Here is a 12,530-nt window from a genome sequence, read left to right as displayed (position 1 = left end):
ACTATGCTGAAGATATGGGCTCAAGTCTGTCGCTAGCGCGGCCGATAGTCTGTACAGATTGTTATTGTGAGTTGTCTTGATGAGTCGTCCCCTAGCCACCGCTACACGTTCGCAACAGGTCTTGCAGTCCTATTTGGATGGCTTGCTGCAGGAGGCTGCGGTCGAGTTTGTCGATAGCATCACGCTGGATGAGTTCGAGGCCGCGGTGCTGGAAGAGCAGGTGCGCGATGCGCGCAGCATGCCGCAGATGAGCGCCGCTAAGGTCAAGCCTTTGGCTGAGTTGGCGCCGCGTCCATTGGTGCTGCCCACTTTCGAGATGCCCACTGCGCACGTTGAAGTTCACGTCGAGTCGCTGCCGGAGGTTGTAGAAACTGTTGTAGTGGCTGAGTCGGTGCAGTCAGAGCCGCAGATGTTGGTGGTGCCTGAGGTGGTGCCGCAGGGGCGGCCTGAATGGGCGCAAGGGTCTTTCGAATGCCTGTTATTTGATGTGGCTGGGCTGACCTTAGCCGTTCCGCTGGTGTGCCTGGGTTCGATTTATCCCCTGGAGGGGCAGGAGCTGACACCATTATTTGGTCAGCCTGACTGGTTTCTCGGCATACTGCCGAGCCAGGCCGGTAACCTGAAAGTGTTGGATACAGCGCGCTGGGTGATGCCTGACCGTTATCGCGATGATTTTCGCGAAGGGTTGCAGTATGTAATTTCCGTTGAAGGCTATGAGTGGGGGCTGGCTGTGCATCAAGTCAGCCGCTCGATTCGGCTCGATCCCGACGAGGTTAAATGGCGCAGCCAGCGTACGCAGCGTCCGTGGCTCGCGGGTACGGTGATTGAGCACATGTGTGCCTTGCTGGATGTCGCATCCTTGGCCGAGTTGATTGCCAGTGGTGCTGCCAAGCGCATGGCGGCCAAGCAGGTGCATTGAATAACGCGGGGCTGTGCGAGGTGCGCAGCTTTGCATCTATAGTAATCACAGCGGGGTATACACCCGCGATCGCCGCCGCGAGCGGTTCATGACGAGGCTAGGGACATGAAGAAAAGTTCTGCACAAGGTTCTGATGATCCGATTCTGCAGTGGGTAACGTTCCGCCTGGATAACGAAACCTATGGCATCAATGTGATGCAGGTTCAGGAAGTCCTGCGCTACACCGAAATTGCCCCTGTGCCGGGTGCGCCGAGCTATGTGCTGGGCATCATCAACCTGCGCGGCAATGTGGTCACAGTCATCGATACACGTCAGCGTTTCGGGTTGGACTCTACCGAGGTGACCGATAATACCCGTATCGTGATTATCGAGGCCGACAAGCAAGTGGTCGGTATCTTGGTCGATAGCGTGGCCGAAGTGGTTTATCTGCGTCAGTCTGAAGTGGAAACTGCTCCGAACGTGGGCAATGACGAATCTGCCAAGTTTATCCAGGGCGTTTGCAACAAGAACGGCGAGCTGCTGATTCTGGTTGAGCTGGACAAGATGATGAGCGAAGAAGAGTGGTCCGACCTGGAGAGCATCTAAGTCATGCTCGAAGCGCTGCTGGTCGCATTAGCCCTGGTGTGCCTGGGGCTGGTATGCGTCAGTATCTGGCTAGTCAGGCAGTTGCGCGACTTTATCAAGTTGCAAGGTGAGCGTGACGCAGTGCGTGATCGCCGGCTCAAAGAACTTAGCCGGCGACTGGATGCCTATCTGACTGGTAGCGTGCAGATGGGGGAGGAGTTGCACGAATTGCGCAGGGTTGTTGCACCTTTGCCGGACAAACTTAATCAGATTGAGCAGCGTGATCCCAGCAGCCTGTCATTCACTCAGGCTGCGCGTTTGGCGGGTATGGGGGCCAGCGTGGATGATCTGACCCAGTCATGCGGTTTGAGTAAGGCCGAGGCTGAGTTGGTCAGCAAGATGCAGCAGGCCAAACTGCAGCGCTCCTGAGGCTCCCTCACTCTGGCGGTCCTGCCAATAAACGCAGCGGCGGTGTGATGTCGGTATCCCGGCCGCTACCGGCCGGTGCCTTACCTTTCAAATACCAGGCAAAGGCGATGATTTCCGCGATACAGCGATACAGCTGCTCGGGAATTGCATCACCCAGTTCCAGTCGCGCCAACAATCGCACCAGCTCAGCATTTTCATAGATCGGTACTTCGTACTCGCGGGCAATCGCCAGAATGGCTTCGGCCAGTTCGTCATCGCCTTTGGCACTGAGTACGGGCGCTTTCTGGCCGTCGTAGGTGAGGGCGATGGCTTGGCGGGGTGCGGTCTTCTTCATGCGGTTTCATCCACCCAGCGTTGTTCCAACGTCGTGCGCGGCCCGCGTGGCGGCGTGCCTTGGTTGCAAGCCAGCTCGCCAACCTGCACGCCGGCGGCATTCAGGCGTTGACGCAGGTTATCCAGCTCCGCATCGATCAGGTTGACGGTGCTGCTGCGCTCAGCCCACAACTGACTAGAAAGACGGCCATGGGCCAATTGCGCCCGCACCTGCAAGGGCCCTAGCGGATCCAGATCAAAGGCCAGTTCGACTTTCCACAGGGTTTCCTTTTTATCGGGTTTGCCTTGTGGGTTGCTTTCATCGCGCTGGATTTTTACCTGCAGTGGAACCAATTCCTGATGATTGCGCATCGGCAGTTCCAGTTGCCAGGTGGTCAGCAGGTTGCCATCCGGACCGACTTGGCTCTGCGCAAGGCTGGAAAGTTGGTGGGTCTGCAGGCGAGAGAGGGCAGCCGCGGCGAGCTTTAGCATGGTTTCCAGGTCGGCCTCACCTTCCATGGCCTGTAGCAGGCGTGAGGGCAGGGGGAAATTCAGCGCTTGCTGGCGATTCGTGGCTTTGCCCAGGTTGCCGAGCAGGTCGCGTGCGAGGGCGGGCATCGCCTGGGCCAGCGATGTCCCTGCGGTGGCTGCGGCCAGTGGTGTGCCGGTGGACAGGTTCGGCAGTAATTGAGCGATCAGGCGCAGCAGGTTGGCTTTCAGGTCGTTCGGCAGTGCCTGGCCCTGACCGCCAAGTAATTTGCTTTCCAGCAGGATGCCACTGTTTTCAAGGGCGGCAGCCAGGCCTTTGGCGCTGCTCAACTGCGCGGCGTCGGGCATGATGCCGAAGAGTTTATCGATGCTGGTGCGCAGGCCTTCGCTCATGTCGGCATTGCCACGCATACCTTGTAGGGCGCCGAACAGTCCTTCCAGTGAGCCCTGGCGGTTGCTTTGGTTGCCCAGTTGCTGGCTCAGGGCAAGTTGGTCAAGGCGGCCACTCAGAGGCAGGAAATTCAGCGCCTGGCTGCCCTGTACCTGAGCGCTGAGCAGGCTACCCAAAGGCAGTGCCAGTGGGGTTTCCAGAGACAGCTTGCTGCCAGCCAGTGGCGTATTGAGCAAGCTGACCAGCACCTTGTAGATCACCTGTTGCGAACGGCCCTGAAGCAATTGTTCGCGTGCCACTACCTTGCCCTGCAGTAGGGTGCCAACGGGCAATTGATCGAGGTCCAGGCTGGTCAGAGGTTTGTCCCCTCCCATCAACAGGGACAGAGCCAGGCGGGTTTCCGACAGGGCTGTTACGGCCAGGGATGTGCCCTGGGCCAGCGGGCGCGGGCTGTTGGCCTCAAGGGTCGCCTGATTTCCATTATTCAGGGTCAGCTTGAGCAGCACCTGAAAACTCTGCGCCACTTCCTTGAGTGCGATGACTTCGGCCTTGGCGGTTTCGCCACTGGCCAGCAAGCCTTGCATGGGCTGTAACAGTTTCACTGCCAGGTCCGCCGCGACAGCGCTGGGGCGGCTGCTGGGGGGCGTTGGCGCAATAGGCCGCGGGCTGCTGATTTCGCTCATTGGCGGGTTACACCCTGTCGAAAATGCCCGCTGCGGCAGGCGGAGCTGGGCATGTATAATCGCGCCCCGTCTGGTTCGGCTGCGCATTCCATTTGCGTCAGTATAGCGGCCAAGACGCTGCCGACTTGAACAGCTTTTGCCATCCATCTTAGGTGCCGATGCCTTGACCAGCCCTCTTCTTGAAGCCGTTGCGCTCGCCTGTGAGCGAGACTGGCGCATGCTCTTCGAGCGTGTGGAGCTGCGTCTGGTTCCCGGTGAAATGCTTCAGGTGGCGGGCCCCAATGGCAGTGGTAAAACCAGTCTGCTGCGCTTGCTGGCTGGGTTGATGCAGCCCACTGCTGGTGAGATTCGTCTGAATGGTCGCCCGTTGACCGCGCAGCGCGCCGAGCTTGCGCGCAACCTACTGTGGATTGGACATGCCGCCGGCATCAAGGGCTTGCTTACCGCCGAGGAAAACCTCAACTGGCTTTGCGCCCTGCATCAGCCGGTAGAGCGCGAGACCATCTGGCAGGCTCTGGCGGCGGTGGGGCTGCGCGGGTTTGAAGATGTGCCTTGCCACACCTTGTCCGCCGGGCAGCAGCGCCGTGTCGCGTTGGCGCGTTTGTATCTGCCAGGCCCGTCGCTGTGGGTGCTGGATGAACCGTTTACTGCGCTGGACAAGGCGGCAGTGGCGCAGCTGGAGAACCATCTCGCCGCGCATTGTCAGCAAGGTGGCCTGGTGGTGCTGACCACGCACCATGAATTGACGGTCAAGCCGGCCGGTTACCGCGAGCTTGATCTGGGGCAGCGTCCGTTATGAGCAATGTCTTTAGCCTATTGCTCGCCCGCGAGGCGCGCCTATTGTTTCGCCGCCCGGCCGAGCTGGCCAATCCGTTAGTGTTCTTTGCCATTGTGATTGCGTTGTTCCCATTGGCGGTGGGGCCGCAGACGCAGTTGTTACAAAGCCTTTCGCCGGGGCTGGTGTGGGTGGCGGCCCTATTGGCCGTGCTGCTCTCGCTGGACGGGCTGTTTCGCAGTGATTTCGAGGACGGCTCGCTGGAGCAGTGGGTCCTTTCGCCGCACCCCCTGGCTCTTCTGGTTCTGGCCAAGGTGCTGGCACACTGGCTGTTCTCTGGCCTGGCGCTGGTGCTGTTGGCGCCACTGCTGGCGTTGATGTTGGGTTTGCCGGGGCGCTGTCTGCCGGTGCTGCTGATCTCGCTGCTCCTCGGTACGCCGGTGCTGAGCTTACTTGGCGCAGTCGGCGCGGCGCTGACGGTGGGTCTGAAGCGTGGCGGCCTGTTGCTCGCGTTGCTGATTTTGCCGTTGTACATCCCGGTGCTGATTCTCGGCAGCGGTGCGCTACAAGCCAGCCTGCAAGGATTGCCGGCGGTTGGTCACTTGTTGTGGCTGGCCAGCCTCACCGCATTGGCGGTGACCTTGACACCTTTTGCCATCGCCGCTGGTCTGACGATCAGTGTCGCTGAGTAGACAATAAGCCTGAATGGCCGGTTGATCGTGGTGCCTGCCTGCGCCCTGATCAGCCCTAGCACTGATGAGTAACCTGATGAACTGGACGTGGTTTCACAAGCTCGGCTCGCCTAAATGGTTTTATGAAATCAGCAGCCGCTGGCTCCCCTGGTTGGCCCTGGCCGCCGCTGTGCTGTTGACGGTCGGCCTGGTTTGGGGCCTGGCGTTTGCGCCGCCGGATTACCAGCAGGGCAACAGCTTTCGCATCATCTACATCCATGTGCCTGCGGCGTTTCTCGCGCAGTCGATCTACGTGATGTTGGCGGTGGCCGGCGTTGTCGGGCTGGTGTGGAAAATGAAACTGGCCGATGTCGCCTTGCAGCAGGCCGCACCCATCGGCGCCTGGATGACGGCGATCGCTCTGGTGACCGGTGCGGTGTGGGGCAAGCCGACTTGGGGCACGTACTGGGTGTGGGATGCCCGCCTGACCTCGATGCTGATTCTGCTGTTTCTGTACTTCGGCGTGATCGCCCTGGGCAACGCAATCACCAACCGTGACAGCGCTGCCAAGGCCTGTGCGGTGCTGGCCATTGTGGGTGTGGTAAACATCCCGATCATCAAATACTCGGTGGAGTGGTGGAACACCCTGCACCAGCCGGCCACCTTCAGTGTGGTGGCCAAGCCGGCCATGCCGTTTGAGATGTGGATGCCGCTGCTGATCATGGTACTGGGCTTCTACTGTTTCTTTGGGGCCGTGCTGCTGATGCGCATGCGCCTGGAAGTGCTCAAGCGCGAGGCCCGCAGCAGTTGGGCCAAAACTGAGATCAAGGCGCAGGTGGAGAAGGGGCTATGAGTTTTGCCAGCTTCAGCGAGTTTCTCGCCATGGGCACCCACGGGCCTTATGTCTGGTCCTGTTATGCCATCAGCCTGGCTGTGCTGGGGCTGAATGTGGCGCTGCCAATCCTGGCGCGTCGCCGTTATCTGCAAGACGAGGCGCGTCGTTTGCGCCGGGAGGAGTCGAAGTGAACCCCGTGCGTAAAAAACGCCTGTATATCGTCCTGGCAATCATCGCCGGTGTCGGCATCGCTGTGGCCCTGGCCCTGAGCGCGTTGCAGCAGAACATCAACCTGTTCTACACCCCGACCCAGATCGCCAACGGCGAAGCCCCGCAGGACACCCGCATCCGTGCCGGCGGCCTGGTTGAGGAGGGCTCGGTGAAGCGCTCCAGCGACTCACTGGACACCGATTTTGTCGTAACTGACGGCGCCAAGAGCGTGACCATCCGCTACAGCGGCATCCTTCCGGACCTGTTTCGTGAAGGGCAGGGCATCGTCGCCATGGGCAAGCTCGACGCCAGCGGCGTGCTGATTGCCGATGAAGTATTGGCCAAACACGATGAAAACTACATGCCTCCGGAAGTCATGCAGGCCTTGGAGCAGAGCGGCATGAAACAGCAGCACGACGCGGCCAAAGCGGCCAAGCAAGCGTCCCCATCGGAGTACGCACAATGATCCCCGAACTCGGCCATCTGGCGATGATTCTGGCGCTGTGCATGGCGCTGGTGCAGGCAACACTGCCGTTGATCGGTGCCTGGCGGGGTGACCGGCAATGGATGAGCCTGGCGCAGCCCGCTGCCTGGGGCCAGTTCGCCTTTATGCTGTTTGCGTTCGTCTGCCTGACCTATGCCTTTATGATCGACGACTTCACCGTCGCCTATGTGGCCAACAACTCCAATAGTGCACTGCCGTGGTATTACAAATTCAGCGCTGTGTGGGGCGCCCACGAAGGGTCGCTGTTGCTGTGGGGGCTGATCCTTGCCGGTTGGACCTTTGCTGTGTCGATCTTCTCGCGGCAGTTGCCGGAAGAGATGCTCGCCCGCGTGCTGGCGATCATGGGCATCATCAGCATCGGCTTTTTGTTGTTTTTGATCATCACGTCCAATCCTTTCGAGCGGCTGCTGTTTGACACCCCGGCTGATGGCCGTGACCTCAACCCGCTGTTGCAGGACTTCGGTCTGATCATCCACCCGCCGATGCTCTACATGGGCTATGTCGGTTTCTCCGTGGCCTTCGCCTTCGCTATTGCTGCGTTGCTGGGCGGCAAGCTCGATGCAGCATGGGCGCGCTGGTCGCGGCCGTGGACCATCGTCGCTTGGGCCTTCCTTGGCATCGGTATCGCGCTGGGCTCGTGGTGGGCCTACTACGAACTTGGCTGGGGTGGTTGGTGGTTCTGGGATCCGGTGGAAAACGCCTCCTTTATGCCCTGGTTGGTCGGCACCGCGTTGATTCACTCCCTGGCTGTGACGGAAAAGCGCGGCGTGTTCAAAAGCTGGACCGTACTGCTGGCGATTGCCGCGTTCTCCTTGAGCCTGCTGGGCACCTTCCTAGTCCGTTCCGGCGTGCTGACCTCGGTGCATGCTTTCGCCAGTGACCCTGAGCGCGGCGTGTTTATTCTGGTGTTCCTGCTGATCGTGGTGGGCAGCTCCTTGGCGCTGTTTGCCATCCGCGCGCCGGTGGTGAAAAGCCAAGTTGGCTTTGCCCTGTGGTCGCGGGAAACCCTGCTGCTGGTCAACAACCTGATTCTGGTGGTGTCCGCTGCGATGATCCTGCTCGGCACCCTCTACCCCTTGGTGCTGGATGCCACCACTGGCGCGAAATTGTCCGTTGGGCCGCCTTACTTCAACGCCTTGTTTGTGCCGCTGATGGGCTTGCTGATGGCTGTAATTGCCGTCGGTGTGATCGTGCGTTGGAAGGACACACCGGTGCAGTGGTTGCTTGGCATGCTCGCCCCGGTGCTGATCGGCAGCGTGGTGCTGGCTGTTATCGCGACGTTCCTGGTCGGTGATTTCAACTGGGCGGTGCTCGCTGTTTGCCTGTTGTCCGCTTGGGTGGTGCTGGCGGGTGTGCGCGACATCCTTGAGAAAACCCGTCACAAAGGCCTGCTGAAAGGGTTGCCGAGCCTGACCCGTAGCTACTGGGGTATGCAAACTGCGCACCTGGGCATGGCGGTGTGTGCCCTCGGTGTGGTGTTGACCAGCGTGGGCAGCTTTGAGCGTGACATGCGCATGGCGCCGGGCGAGTCGGTCGAAATCGGCGGTTATCAGTTTATCTTCGAAGGGGCTGAGCACTTTGAAGGGCCGAACTTCACGTCGGATAAAGGCACGGTGCGGATCCTCGAAGCGGGCAAGCAAATTGCCGTGCTGCACCCCGAGAAACGCCTGTACACCGTGCAGCAATCGGTGATGACCGAGGCGGGCATTGATGCCGGTATCACCCGTGACCTGTTCGTTGCTTTGGGTGAGCCGCTGGAAGACGGCGCGTGGGCGGTGCGTGTCCACATCAAACCGTTCGTCCGTTGGATCTGGTTTGGCGCCTTGTTGATGGGGCTCGGTGGCTTCCTGGCCGCAGCGGATAAGCGCTACCGGATGAAGGTGCGCACCCGTGTGCGTGATGCCCTGGGTATGGCGGGGGCGCAGGCATGAAGCGTTTACTGCTGCTGTTGCCGTTAGTGGTTTTCCTGGGCGTCGCGGTGTTTCTCTATCGCGGCTTGTTCCTAGATCCTTCCGAACTGCCGTCGGCGTTGATCGGTAAACCCTTGCCGGCGTTCTCCCTGCCGGCGGTGCAGGATGGCAAGCCGCTTACCGAGGCTGATCTTAAGGGCAAACCGGCGCTGGTCAACGTTTGGGCCACCTGGTGTGTGGCCTGCCGCGTGGAACACCCGGTGTTGAACAAACTGGCCAAGCTGGGTGTGACCATCTACGGGGTCAACTACAAGGATGACAACGCCGCCGCGCAGAAGTGGCTGGTGGAGTTCCATGACCCCTATCAGCTGAACATCAACGATGCGCGCGGCACCCTGGGCCTGGACCTGGGCGTGTATGGCGCACCCGAGACCTTCCTGATCGACAAGGACGGCATCATCCGCCACAAGTTTGTCGGGGTGATCGATGAGCGTGTCTGGCGCGAACAGCTGGCGCCGCTGTATCAGGCACTTGTCGACGAGGCCCAGCCATGAAGCGTCTGCTGAGTGCTGCGGTACTAGGGTTGGCCTTGCTGGGCACCGCTCAGGCCGCAATCGACACTTACGAGTTTGCCAGTGAGGCGGAGCGTGAGCGTTACCGCAACCTGGTCGAAGAGCTGCGTTGCCCCAAGTGCCAGAACCAGAACATTGCCGACTCTGATGCGCCGATTGCCATGGACCTGCGCGCGCAGATCTTCCGAATGCTGGAAGAGGGGCAGAGCAATGAGCAGATCATTGATTTTCTGGTCAGCCGTTATGGTGATTTCGTGCTCTACAAACCGCCGGTCACCGCGCGCACCTTGCTGCTGTGGTATGGCCCAGCTGGCTTGTTGGCCGGTGGTTTTGTCCTGCTGGGGGTCATCCTGTTGCGTCGTCGTAGCAAGCCGGGCGTTATCGCCAGCGGCCTGTCTGCCGATGAACAGCAACGTCTGGCTGCTTTGCTAAATCAAACGCCTGTGGATAAGAAAGACTGATGATTGAATTCTGGTTGTGCGCTGGCCTGCTGTTGCTGACAGCCCTGGCGTTTCTGCTGATCCCGGTGCTGCGTGCACGCAAGGTTCAGGCTGAGGAAGACCGTACGGCACTCAACGTGACCCTTTATCAGGAGCGCTTGCTGGATCTGCAAAGCCAGCACGCTGCCGGGGCACTGAATGCTGAGCAGTTGGCCAGTGGCCGTGACGAGGCTGCTCGCGAGCTGCTCGCGGATACTGAGGGTGCGCTGGCGCAGCCGACCCAGCGCAAGCTGGGCAGCACGGTCCCGTTGATTGCCGCGCTGCTGATGCCGCTGCTGGGTTATGGCCTTTATCAGCACTGGGGCGCCATTGGGGATGTTGAGCGCGCACAGGTTTTTGCAGCGCAGCCGAAGACCATCGAGGAAATGACCGCACGCTTGGAGGCCGCAGTAAAGAGCAACCCTGAGTCGGCGGAAAGTTGGTACTTCCTGGGGCGTACCTATATGGCGCAGGAACGTGCCGCCGATGCCGTCGTGGCGTTTGAGCGTGCTGTGGGTGTGGCCGGGCGTGAGCCGGAGTTGCTCGGGCAGTGGGCACAGGCGCTGTATTTCGCCGGTGACAAGCAGTGGACCGCCCAATTGCAGGCGTTGACGGATGAAGCACTGAAAGCCGATCCGGCGGAGGTCACCAGTCTTGGGCTGTTAGGGATTGCGGCCTATGAAAGCGGCCAGTTCCAGAAAGCCATCGGTCACTGGCAGCAGCTGGTAGCGGTGTTGCCGGCGGAAGACCCATCTCGCCAGGCCATTCAGGGGGGGATTGAGCGTGCTCAGGAGCAATTGGGCGAGCCCGCCACTCAGTCAACACCCGCAACCTCCCCAGGTCTGACAGTTCGGGTTGAGTTGGACCCTGCGCTGCAGGGCAAGGTGCAACCGGGCGATGCGGTATTCGTGTTTGCTCGAGCGGTCTCCGGGCCGCCGATGCCGCTCGCGGTTAAGCGTCTGAGCGTGGCTGATTTGCCTGCTGAGGTCAGCCTGTCAGACAGCGATGCGATGATGCCGCAGCTGAAGATCTCCGGCTTCGAGCAGGTGCAGTTGGTCGCGCGCATTTCGCGCAGTGGTAACGCTACGGCCGGTGAATGGATAGGCAGCAGCCAGCCGCTAGCCAGCAAGACTACGGAATTGCAGCAGCTGCGGATCGACAGTGCCGACAGCAAAGCCCCATGAAGTCGTTACTGCGTGGCGTCGTGCTGATTGGCCTGCTGGGACTCGGTGCTTGCGTGCAAACACCAACGGCTACCGCGCCCGTTACCAGTCCAAGTGGCAGCAGCAACCACCCACGCTTTGCCCCGCCACCTGGGGTGGACAGCCAGTGGAATGCGCAGTTAGGGGTGTACGTGGTGGGTGGTGCTTCTCACCTGTACTACCGTGAGCGCACCTATTACCGCTGGAACTCTGGCTGGAGTTTGGCCGGTAATCCGCAGGGCCCCTGGTTGCCTACCGACAGCAGCGGTGTGCCGCCGGGCTTATATCGTCGTTACGCTCAGTAAGCGTTTTTAGTGGGCAGGGCAGGGCGTCGCTGGGCGGCGTTCGATATCCGGCTCGAAATCTTCTATCAACCGGCAGATGGCCTGACCATCTGGCGCGCATTCGCCCTTGTCGGCCCAATCGTCGAAGGCGTTCTGCATCACCAGCGCCAGGCGTTGGCACTCCTCGATGTGCGCCTGTAGCGCCGCCAAGCGTTCACTGAGCAGGTCGCGGACCTCTGCGCAGTGCGCCTGGCCGTTATCGGCACTGGTGAGTATCTGCTGTGTGTCTTTCAGGCTAAAGCCCAAGCGCCGGGCGCGCGCGATAAAACGCAGGCGTTGCAGGTCGGTGGTGGAGTATTCCTGGTAGCCGTTATCCGGGTTGCGCGTAGGCCTGAGCAGGCCGAGATCGGTGTAGTGACGCACGGTCTCACTGCTGACGACGGCGGCTTTGGCCAGTTGGGCGACACGCATCGATAAACACTCCGAAAAACTAAAGGCCGCGCCAGGTTAAAACCCGGGGGCGGCCCTTGGGTCAAGCTCGCAGGCTTATTCGGCGATCTGCAGCTTGCGCGCCTCGTGGTAGAAGAAGCGAATTTTCTCGTACTCGAACGGTGAATTGAGCTGACCGTAGCGGAAGTTCACCGTGGAGCGCTGGTCGACCACTTCCAGCAGGGTAATTTCTGGGTGGCTGACACTGGCTTCGGCGACATTCAACCAATTGACCTGGCTCTTGGCGGTAAAGTCTGCCACCAGACCGCCGGTATCACGCAGGTTCGATGGCCCCAGCAGCGGCAGAATCAGGTAAGGCCCGGCAGGTGTGCCGTAATAGCCCAGGGTCTGACCGAAGTCTTCGCGTTGCTTGGGCAGGCCCATGCGCGTAGCAGGGTCCCAAAGGCCGGCGACCCCCAGGGTGGTGTTGAGCAGCAGGCGCCCGGTGGTCTGCATGGCGCGCTTGCCCTTGAGCTGCAGTGCGCTGTTGAGCAGGTTGGGTACATCACCCAGGTTGCTGAAAAAGTTGCTGACGCCGGTCTGCACCAGGTTGGGGGTGATATAGCGGTAGCCATCGACAATCGGTAAGAACACCCATTCATCGAAGCGGTAGTTGAAGTGATAGACGCGACGGTTCCACGACTCCAGCGGGTCATAGACGTCGAGCGCGTTGAGGGTCGAGCGTTCAAACTCGCGCTGGTCCAGCCCCGGATTGAACTGCAGGTGCTGCAGCGGTTGTTTGAAACCGTCGTCATCAACGGTGTGCTGGGCATGTGCCAGGCTGCTACCGAGCGCAAGGGTGAAAAACACG

General features: G+C 60.5%; 17 protein-coding genes. 13 read left to right on the top strand and 4 right to left on the bottom strand.

Annotated elements, in window-relative coordinates; all coding sequences use genetic code 11:
* Positions 1-79 precede the first annotated feature (79 nt).
* The 3 genes from HBN63_RS00750 to HBN63_RS00740 all read left to right on the top strand — a co-directional run bounded on the left by HBN63_RS00750 (position 80) and on the right by HBN63_RS00740 (position 1,912).
* A complete protein-coding gene (locus HBN63_RS00750) occupies positions 80-919 on the top strand; it encodes a CheW domain-containing protein (protein ID WP_170048020.1) in 840 nt (279 codons plus the stop codon).
* A 105-nt stretch (positions 920-1,024) separates the two neighbouring features.
* Positions 1,025-1,504, top strand: a complete 480-nt coding sequence (locus HBN63_RS00745) for a chemotaxis protein CheW (protein WP_090252131.1) — start codon at positions 1,025-1,027, stop codon at positions 1,502-1,504.
* A gap of 3 nt (positions 1,505-1,507) precedes the next feature.
* The gene (locus HBN63_RS00740) at positions 1,508-1,912 is read left to right on the top strand and encodes a DUF2802 domain-containing protein (protein WP_090252133.1); all 405 of its coding nucleotides are present in this window, start codon (positions 1,508-1,510) and stop codon (positions 1,910-1,912) included.
* A 7-nt stretch (positions 1,913-1,919) separates the two neighbouring features.
* Here HBN63_RS00740 and HBN63_RS00735 read toward each other — a convergent pair whose 3' ends face one another.
* Entirely contained in the window at positions 1,920-2,246 is a 327-nt protein-coding gene (locus HBN63_RS00735; protein WP_090252137.1) for an EscU/YscU/HrcU family type III secretion system export apparatus switch protein, read from the bottom strand.
* Positions 2,243-3,787 (bottom strand): flagellar hook-length control protein FliK, encoded by a 1,545-nt coding sequence (locus HBN63_RS00730; RefSeq protein ID WP_170048019.1) that lies wholly within the window; start codon positions 3,785-3,787, stop codon positions 2,243-2,245. The genes HBN63_RS00735 and HBN63_RS00730 overlap by 4 nt, the downstream gene beginning before the upstream one ends.
* Positions 3,788-3,950: 163 nt before the next feature.
* Here HBN63_RS00730 and ccmA point away from each other — a divergent pair, with 163 nt between their 5' ends.
* The 10 genes from ccmA to HBN63_RS00680 all read left to right on the top strand — a co-directional run bounded on the left by ccmA (position 3,951) and on the right by HBN63_RS00680 (position 11,251).
* Positions 3,951-4,586: a cytochrome c biogenesis heme-transporting ATPase CcmA gene (gene ccmA / locus HBN63_RS00725; protein WP_170048018.1), complete on the top strand. Its 636-nt coding sequence runs from the start codon at positions 3,951-3,953 to the stop codon at positions 4,584-4,586.
* Entirely contained in the window at positions 4,583-5,254 is a 672-nt protein-coding gene (ccmB, locus tag HBN63_RS00720) for a heme exporter protein CcmB (RefSeq protein WP_090252142.1), read from the top strand. The genes ccmA and ccmB overlap by 4 nt, the downstream gene beginning before the upstream one ends.
* 73 nt (positions 5,255-5,327) lie before the next feature.
* On the top strand, positions 5,328-6,086 hold the full coding sequence (locus HBN63_RS00715) for a heme ABC transporter permease (protein WP_170048245.1): 759 nt from the start codon (positions 5,328-5,330) through the stop codon (positions 6,084-6,086).
* Positions 6,083-6,259, top strand: coding sequence for a heme exporter protein CcmD (gene ccmD / locus HBN63_RS00710; protein WP_090244811.1), 177 nt, complete (start codon positions 6,083-6,085; stop codon positions 6,257-6,259). Before HBN63_RS00715 ends, ccmD begins: the two co-directional genes overlap by 4 nt.
* On the top strand, positions 6,256-6,744 hold the full coding sequence (gene ccmE / locus HBN63_RS00705) for a cytochrome c maturation protein CcmE (RefSeq protein ID WP_090252147.1): 489 nt from the start codon (positions 6,256-6,258) through the stop codon (positions 6,742-6,744). The genes ccmD and ccmE overlap by 4 nt, the downstream gene beginning before the upstream one ends.
* Positions 6,741-8,714 (top strand): heme lyase CcmF/NrfE family subunit, encoded by a 1,974-nt coding sequence (locus HBN63_RS00700; RefSeq protein ID WP_167145291.1) that lies wholly within the window; start codon positions 6,741-6,743, stop codon positions 8,712-8,714. The genes ccmE and HBN63_RS00700 overlap by 4 nt, the downstream gene beginning before the upstream one ends.
* Positions 8,711-9,247 (top strand): DsbE family thiol:disulfide interchange protein, encoded by a 537-nt coding sequence (locus tag HBN63_RS00695; RefSeq protein ID WP_160087904.1) that lies wholly within the window; start codon positions 8,711-8,713, stop codon positions 9,245-9,247. The genes HBN63_RS00700 and HBN63_RS00695 overlap by 4 nt, the downstream gene beginning before the upstream one ends.
* A complete protein-coding gene (locus HBN63_RS00690) occupies positions 9,244-9,726 on the top strand; it encodes a cytochrome c-type biogenesis protein (RefSeq protein ID WP_160087902.1) in 483 nt (160 codons plus the stop codon). The genes HBN63_RS00695 and HBN63_RS00690 overlap by 4 nt, the downstream gene beginning before the upstream one ends.
* On the top strand, positions 9,726-10,928 hold the full coding sequence (ccmI, locus tag HBN63_RS00685; protein ID WP_170048017.1) for a c-type cytochrome biogenesis protein CcmI: 1,203 nt from the start codon (positions 9,726-9,728) through the stop codon (positions 10,926-10,928). Before HBN63_RS00690 ends, ccmI begins: the two co-directional genes overlap by 1 nt.
* A complete protein-coding gene (locus HBN63_RS00680) occupies positions 10,925-11,251 on the top strand; it encodes a hypothetical protein (protein WP_160087900.1) in 327 nt (108 codons plus the stop codon). The genes ccmI and HBN63_RS00680 overlap by 4 nt, the downstream gene beginning before the upstream one ends.
* A 6-nt stretch (positions 11,252-11,257) precedes the next feature.
* Here HBN63_RS00680 and HBN63_RS00675 read toward each other — a convergent pair whose 3' ends face one another.
* Positions 11,258-11,701: a MerR family DNA-binding protein gene (locus tag HBN63_RS00675; protein WP_170048016.1), complete on the bottom strand. Its 444-nt coding sequence runs from the start codon at positions 11,699-11,701 to the stop codon at positions 11,258-11,260.
* A gap of 75 nt (positions 11,702-11,776) precedes the next feature.
* The gene (locus HBN63_RS00670) at positions 11,777-12,529 is read right to left on the bottom strand and encodes a VacJ family lipoprotein (RefSeq protein WP_345940463.1); all 753 of its coding nucleotides are present in this window, start codon (positions 12,527-12,529) and stop codon (positions 11,777-11,779) included.
* Position 12,530: the final 1 nt, after the last annotated feature.

The organism is Pseudomonas sp. WS 5011 (assembly GCF_012985775.1).
Lineage (GTDB): Bacteria > Pseudomonadota > Gammaproteobacteria > Pseudomonadales > Pseudomonadaceae > Aquipseudomonas > Aquipseudomonas peli.
The sequence above is the reverse complement of the archived record's forward strand: the minus strand, read 5'-3'. Positions and strand labels throughout refer to the sequence as shown.

Coding starts and splice junctions, on each gene's coding strand:
- HBN63_RS00750 (WP_170048020.1), top strand. CDS start 80: ATGAGTCGTCCCCTAGCCACCGCTACACGTTCGCAACAGGTCTTGCAG.
- HBN63_RS00745 (WP_090252131.1), top strand. CDS start 1,025: ATGAAGAAAAGTTCTGCACAAGGTTCTGATGATCCGATTCTGCAGTGG.
- HBN63_RS00740 (WP_090252133.1), top strand. CDS start 1,508: ATGCTCGAAGCGCTGCTGGTCGCATTAGCCCTGGTGTGCCTGGGGCTG.
- HBN63_RS00735 (WP_090252137.1), bottom strand. CDS start 2,246: ATGAAGAAGACCGCACCCCGCCAAGCCATCGCCCTCACCTACGACGGC.
- HBN63_RS00730 (WP_170048019.1), bottom strand. CDS start 3,787: ATGAGCGAAATCAGCAGCCCGCGGCCTATTGCGCCAACGCCCCCCAGC.
- ccmB (WP_090252142.1), top strand. CDS start 4,583: ATGAGCAATGTCTTTAGCCTATTGCTCGCCCGCGAGGCGCGCCTATTG.
- ccmD (WP_090244811.1), top strand. CDS start 6,083: ATGAGTTTTGCCAGCTTCAGCGAGTTTCTCGCCATGGGCACCCACGGG.
- HBN63_RS00700 (WP_167145291.1), top strand. CDS start 6,741: ATGATCCCCGAACTCGGCCATCTGGCGATGATTCTGGCGCTGTGCATG.
- HBN63_RS00695 (WP_160087904.1), top strand. CDS start 8,711: ATGAAGCGTTTACTGCTGCTGTTGCCGTTAGTGGTTTTCCTGGGCGTC.
- HBN63_RS00690 (WP_160087902.1), top strand. CDS start 9,244: ATGAAGCGTCTGCTGAGTGCTGCGGTACTAGGGTTGGCCTTGCTGGGC.
- ccmI (WP_170048017.1), top strand. CDS start 9,726: ATGATTGAATTCTGGTTGTGCGCTGGCCTGCTGTTGCTGACAGCCCTG.
- HBN63_RS00680 (WP_160087900.1), top strand. CDS start 10,925: ATGAAGTCGTTACTGCGTGGCGTCGTGCTGATTGGCCTGCTGGGACTC.
- HBN63_RS00675 (WP_170048016.1), bottom strand. CDS start 11,701: ATGCGTGTCGCCCAACTGGCCAAAGCCGCCGTCGTCAGCAGTGAGACC.